The sequence below is a fragment of the Ralstonia sp. AU12-08 genome, assembly GCF_000442475.1.
Classification (GTDB): domain Bacteria; phylum Pseudomonadota; class Gammaproteobacteria; order Burkholderiales; family Burkholderiaceae; genus Ralstonia; species Ralstonia insidiosa.
In genome coordinates this window covers 1-4,345 of record NZ_ASZV01000020.1, presented here as the reverse complement: position 1 = coordinate 4,345, position 4,345 = coordinate 1, and the positions used below count along the sequence as shown (strand labels likewise).

The window sequence follows — 4,345 nt, the reverse complement described above, 5'->3', positions numbered from 1 at the left end:
GTTTTTGACATGTCTTTTCTGCCGCATTTTTTGTGCATGTGCTTGTCGACGCCCTCCGGTTTGGGCTAGCATCGACACATAACGATAACCACAACCCGCGCGCGGTCGCCCCCCGGCAGACTGGCACCCCGATACCTTGGGAGACGCAATATGAAAGTCAGCGATATCCTTCACGTGAAGGGCAACACGCTCTACACCGTGGCCCCGGAAACCAAGCTCCAGGTGGCGGTGCAGACGATGGCGGAGTACGACATCGGCTCGCTCGTGGTGATGGAGTACGGCGAGCTGGTCGGCATGCTGACCTTCCGCGAAATCATCAAGGTCCTGGCCAAGGGCCACGGCACGGTGGGCGAGGGCACGACCATCCGCAAGGTGATGGACGATCATCCGGTCACCTGCACCCCGGAAACCGAAGTCAATGAAGTGCGCCGCATCATGCTGGAGCACCATGTGCGCTACCTGCCGGTGCTCAACAGCCGTACGCTGATGGGCGTGATCTCGTTCTACGACGTCGCCAAGGCCGTGTTTGAAGAGCAGAACTTCGAAAACAAGATGCTCAAGGCGTACATTCGCGACTGGCCGGAAGAAAAAGCCAACGAAGACTGATCTGCACGCCGTCTTTGCCGCACACCAGAAACCCGCCCGCCGTTGCGAGCGGGTTTTTTGTTGAACCCGATTTGAACCACGATCGCCCCTGCCGATGAGCCAATCGAGCCAGTTTTCCCTGTTGAAGCAGCGCCGTTTCTCGCCGTTCTTCTGGACCCAGTTCCTGGGGGCCATGAATGACAACGTGTTCAAGGTGGCGTTTTCCTCGCTGGTCACGTACCACGCGGCGCTGTTTGGCAATACGGACCCAGCATCGGCGGCGTTCCTGATTTCGGCGATCTTCATCGCGCCTTTCGTATTGCTGTCGGCCACCAGCGGGCAGATTGCCGATCGCATGGACAAGGCCCGGCTGATCCGTCTGGTCAAGACGCTGGAAATCGCCATCATGGCGATCGGCTGCGCAGGCTTTGCGCTGCGTCACGTCGAACTGCTGTATCTGTGCACGTTCCTCATGGGCGTGCATTCGACGCTGTTCGGGCCCGTGAAGTACGCCTATCTGCCGCAGCATCTGCAGTCGTCCGAGCTGGTGGGCGGCAACGGGCTGGTGGAAATGGGCACCTTCGTCGCCATCCTGATCGGCACCATTGGCGGCGGGGAGTTGGCCAACTACACACACAATGGCGATCTCATCGGCCCCACGCTCACGGGGATTGCCTGCCTAGTCATTGCCGTGAGCGGCTGGCTGACAGCGCGCGGCGTGCCGGTGTCGCCGGCGTCGCAGCCGGATCTGCGCATCAACTGGAACCCGATTTCCGAGACGTGGCGCAATCTGAAGCTGGCCAGCAACCAGCGCGCCGTGTTCCTGAGCCTGATGGGCATCTCGTGGCTGTGGTTTGTGGGGGCGACGTTCCTGACGTCGTTCTTTGCCTTTGCACGCAACGTGCTCGGTGGTGACCAGAACGTGGTGACGCTGCTGCTGGCGGTGTTCTCGGTCGGTATCGGGCTGGGGTCGGTGCTGTGCGAGAAGCTCTCGGGGCGCACGGTGGAGATCGGCTTGGTGCCGTTTGGCTCGATTGGCATGACCGTGTTTGCGGTGGATCTGTACTTTGCCTCGCATGCCGAGGCGCTGGTTGCGCACGATGTGCTGACGGGCATTTCGGGCTTTCTGCAGAACCACCGCCACTGGCGTGTGTTGGCCGACTTGTTTCTGCTGGCGATGTTCGGCGGTTTCTACAGCGTGCCGCTGTATGCGCTGATCCAGAGCCGCTGCGAGCCGACGCACCGTGCCCGCATCATCGCGGCCAACAACATCCTTAACGCGCTGTTCATGATCGCCTCAGCCGTGCTGGCGATGGTGCTTACGCACGCTGGTTTCACGATCCCGCAGTTGTTCCTGGTGACCGGTATCCTCAACGCGGTGGTGGCCATCTACATCTACACGCTGGTGCCGGAGTTCCTGATCCGCTTTGTGATGTGGCTGCTGATCCATACCGTCTACCGGGTGAAGGTGGAGGGCGCAGAGCGCATTCCGGATGACGGCCCATGCCTGCTGGTCTGCAACCACGTGAGTTTTGTCGATGCCGTGGTGGTGGGGGCCTTCGTGCGTCGGCCGGTGCGCTTTGTGATGGACCACCGCATCTTCAAGGTGCCGGTGCTGTCGTGGTTCTTCCGCACAGTCAAGGCAATTCCCATTGCGCCGATGCACGAAGATCCGGAGATGCTTAAGCGCGCCTACGACGCCATCGCCGCAGCGCTGGCCGAAGGGGAAGTCGTCTGCATTTTCCCCGAAGGCAAGATCACCGCCACCGGCGAGATGAACCCGTTCAAGGAAGGCGTACGTCGCATTGTTGAACGCACGCCGGTGCCGGTGGTGCCGATGGCGCTGCGCGGCCTGTGGGGCAGCTTCTTCTCGCGCCACGGTGGCGCGGCAATGACGCGGCCGTTCCGGCGCGGTTTCCTCAACAAGCTGGAGTTGTGTATTGGTACGCCGGTGCCGGCGCAGGCGGTGTCGCCGGAAGGGCTGCAGGCCGCTGTGTTAGCGCTGCGCGGCGAGTGGCTCTGACGGTTGGTGCACCGTCGGAATTCGCTACACTGCCGGTTGGCCCGCTACCGGCCTCGCTTTTTTCTTATCCTCAAACTCTTCCGTTATCTGCCATGAAACTCGCTTCTCTGCTGCTGTGCGCTTCGTCGCTTGCCCTGGTTGCTGTTAGCGTGCAAGCCGCATCGCCCGCCAGCGAAACCTTGCCCTCCGGTGTGATCGTCCAGACCCTGACCAAGGGCACTGGCCCGTCGCCCAAGGCCAGCGATACGGTCAAGGTGCACTACCGCGGTACGCTGACCGACGGCAAAGAGTTCGACAGCTCCTACAAGCGCGGCCAGCCGATCTCGTTCCCGCTGAACCGCGTGATTCCTTGCTGGACCGAGGGCGTGCAGAAGATGCAGGTGGGCGGCAAGGCCAAGCTGACGTGCCCGGCGGCCACCGCCTACGGCGAGCGCGGCGTGCCGGGCACGATTCCGCCCAATTCCACGCTGAACTTCGAGGTGGAATTGCTTGGCATCGGCGGCTGATCGTCGGTCGCCAATGCGCGGCTTACAATAGTGGTTTCCTGATGTCCCGTGCCGCCACTTTGGCGGCACATTTCTGCGCACAATCGCGAGCACGATCATGTCTGGCAATACCCTGGGCCTGCTGTTTTCCGTCACCACCTTCGGCGAGTCGCATGGCCCGGCCATCGGCGCTGTCATTGACGGCTGCCCGCCGGGCATGACGCTGTCGGCCGAAGACATCCAGCCCGATCTGGACCGTCGCAAGCCCGGCACGTCGCGCCACGTCACGCAGCGTAAGGAAGAAGACCTCGTCGAGATCCTCTCCGGCGTGTACGAGGGCAAGACCACCGGCACGCCCATCTGCCTGCTGATCCGCAACACCGATCAGCGCAGCAAGGACTACAGCAACATCGCCGAGACCTTCCGCCCCGGCCACGCTGACTACACCTACTGGCACAAGTACGGCATCCGCGACCCGCGGGGTGGGGGGCGCTCATCCGCACGGTTGACCGCGCCAACGGTGGCCGCTGGCGCGGTGGCCAAGAAGTGGCTGCGCGAGAAGTTCGGCGTGGAAATCCACGGTTTCATGTCGCAATTGGGCGATATCCAGATTCCGTTCATGGACTGGAACGAGGTGCCAAACAACCCGTTCTTTGCGCCGAATGCCGAGATCGTGCCCGAGCTCGAAACCTATATGGATGCGCTCCGCAAGGACGGCGATTCCGTCGGCGCGCGTATCGAGGTGGTGGCGACCGGCGTGCCGGTTGGCTGGGGCGAGCCGCTGTTTGATCGTCTGGATGCCGACATCGCCCACGCGATGATGGGCCTGAACGCGGTGAAGGGTGTGGAGATTGGTGCCGGTTTCCATGCCGTGGCGCAGCGCGGTTCGGAGCATGGTGACGAACTAACGCCGGATGGCTTTGTCGGCAACAACGCAGGCGGTATTCTGGGTGGGATTTCGACGGGGCAGGACATCTCTGTATCACTGGCAATCAAGCCGACGTCGAGTATTCGCACGCCGCGTCGCTCGATCGACAAGGCGGGGGATCCGGCTGTGGTCGAAACGTTCGGCCGCCATGACCCGTGCGTGGGCATCCGCGCGACGCCGATCGCCGAGGCATTGCTGGCGCTGGTGCTGATCGACCACGCGCTGCGCCATCGCGCGCAATGCGGCGATGTGTCGGTGGAAACGCCGGCCATTGCGGCGAAAGCGTCGTAAGACGATTCGCTCAGGTAACAAAAAAGCGACGTC

The 4,345-nt window shown here is 62.3% G+C and carries 4 protein-coding genes; all 4 read left to right on the top strand.

Annotation, left to right across the window (positions count from 1 at the left end):
* Nucleotides 1-150: 150 nt before the first annotated feature.
* The 4 genes from C404_RS41530 to aroC all read left to right on the top strand — a co-directional run bounded on the left by C404_RS41530 (nt 151) and on the right by aroC (nt 4,312).
* On the top strand, nt 151-606 hold the full coding sequence (locus tag C404_RS41530) for a CBS domain-containing protein (RefSeq protein ID WP_021194694.1): 456 nt from the start codon (nt 151-153) through the stop codon (nt 604-606).
* A gap of 94 nt (nt 607-700) precedes the next feature.
* Nucleotides 701-2,608, top strand: a complete 1,908-nt coding sequence (locus tag C404_RS41525; protein WP_021194693.1) for an MFS transporter — start codon at nt 701-703, stop codon at nt 2,606-2,608.
* Nucleotides 2,609-2,700: 92 nt separating this feature from the next.
* Nucleotides 2,701-3,114, top strand: coding sequence for an FKBP-type peptidyl-prolyl cis-trans isomerase (locus tag C404_RS41520; RefSeq protein WP_021194692.1), 414 nt, complete (start codon nt 2,701-2,703; stop codon nt 3,112-3,114).
* 97 nt (nt 3,115-3,211) lie between these two features.
* Complete coding sequence (gene aroC, locus C404_RS41515) at nt 3,212-4,312, top strand: chorismate synthase (RefSeq protein ID WP_021194691.1); 1,101 nt, start codon at nt 3,212-3,214, stop codon at nt 4,310-4,312.
* The last annotated feature ends 33 nt before the right edge of the window (nt 4,313-4,345 follow it).

What these genes read in the sequence shown, in the direction of transcription:
- C404_RS41520 (WP_021194692.1), top strand. Translation starts at nt 2,701, where the DNA reads ATGAAACTCGCTTCTCTGCTGCTGTGCGCTTCGTCGCTTGCCCTGGTT.
- C404_RS41530 (WP_021194694.1), top strand. Translation starts at nt 151, where the DNA reads ATGAAAGTCAGCGATATCCTTCACGTGAAGGGCAACACGCTCTACACC.
- aroC (WP_021194691.1), top strand. Translation starts at nt 3,212, where the DNA reads ATGTCTGGCAATACCCTGGGCCTGCTGTTTTCCGTCACCACCTTCGGC.
- C404_RS41525 (WP_021194693.1), top strand. Translation starts at nt 701, where the DNA reads ATGAGCCAATCGAGCCAGTTTTCCCTGTTGAAGCAGCGCCGTTTCTCG.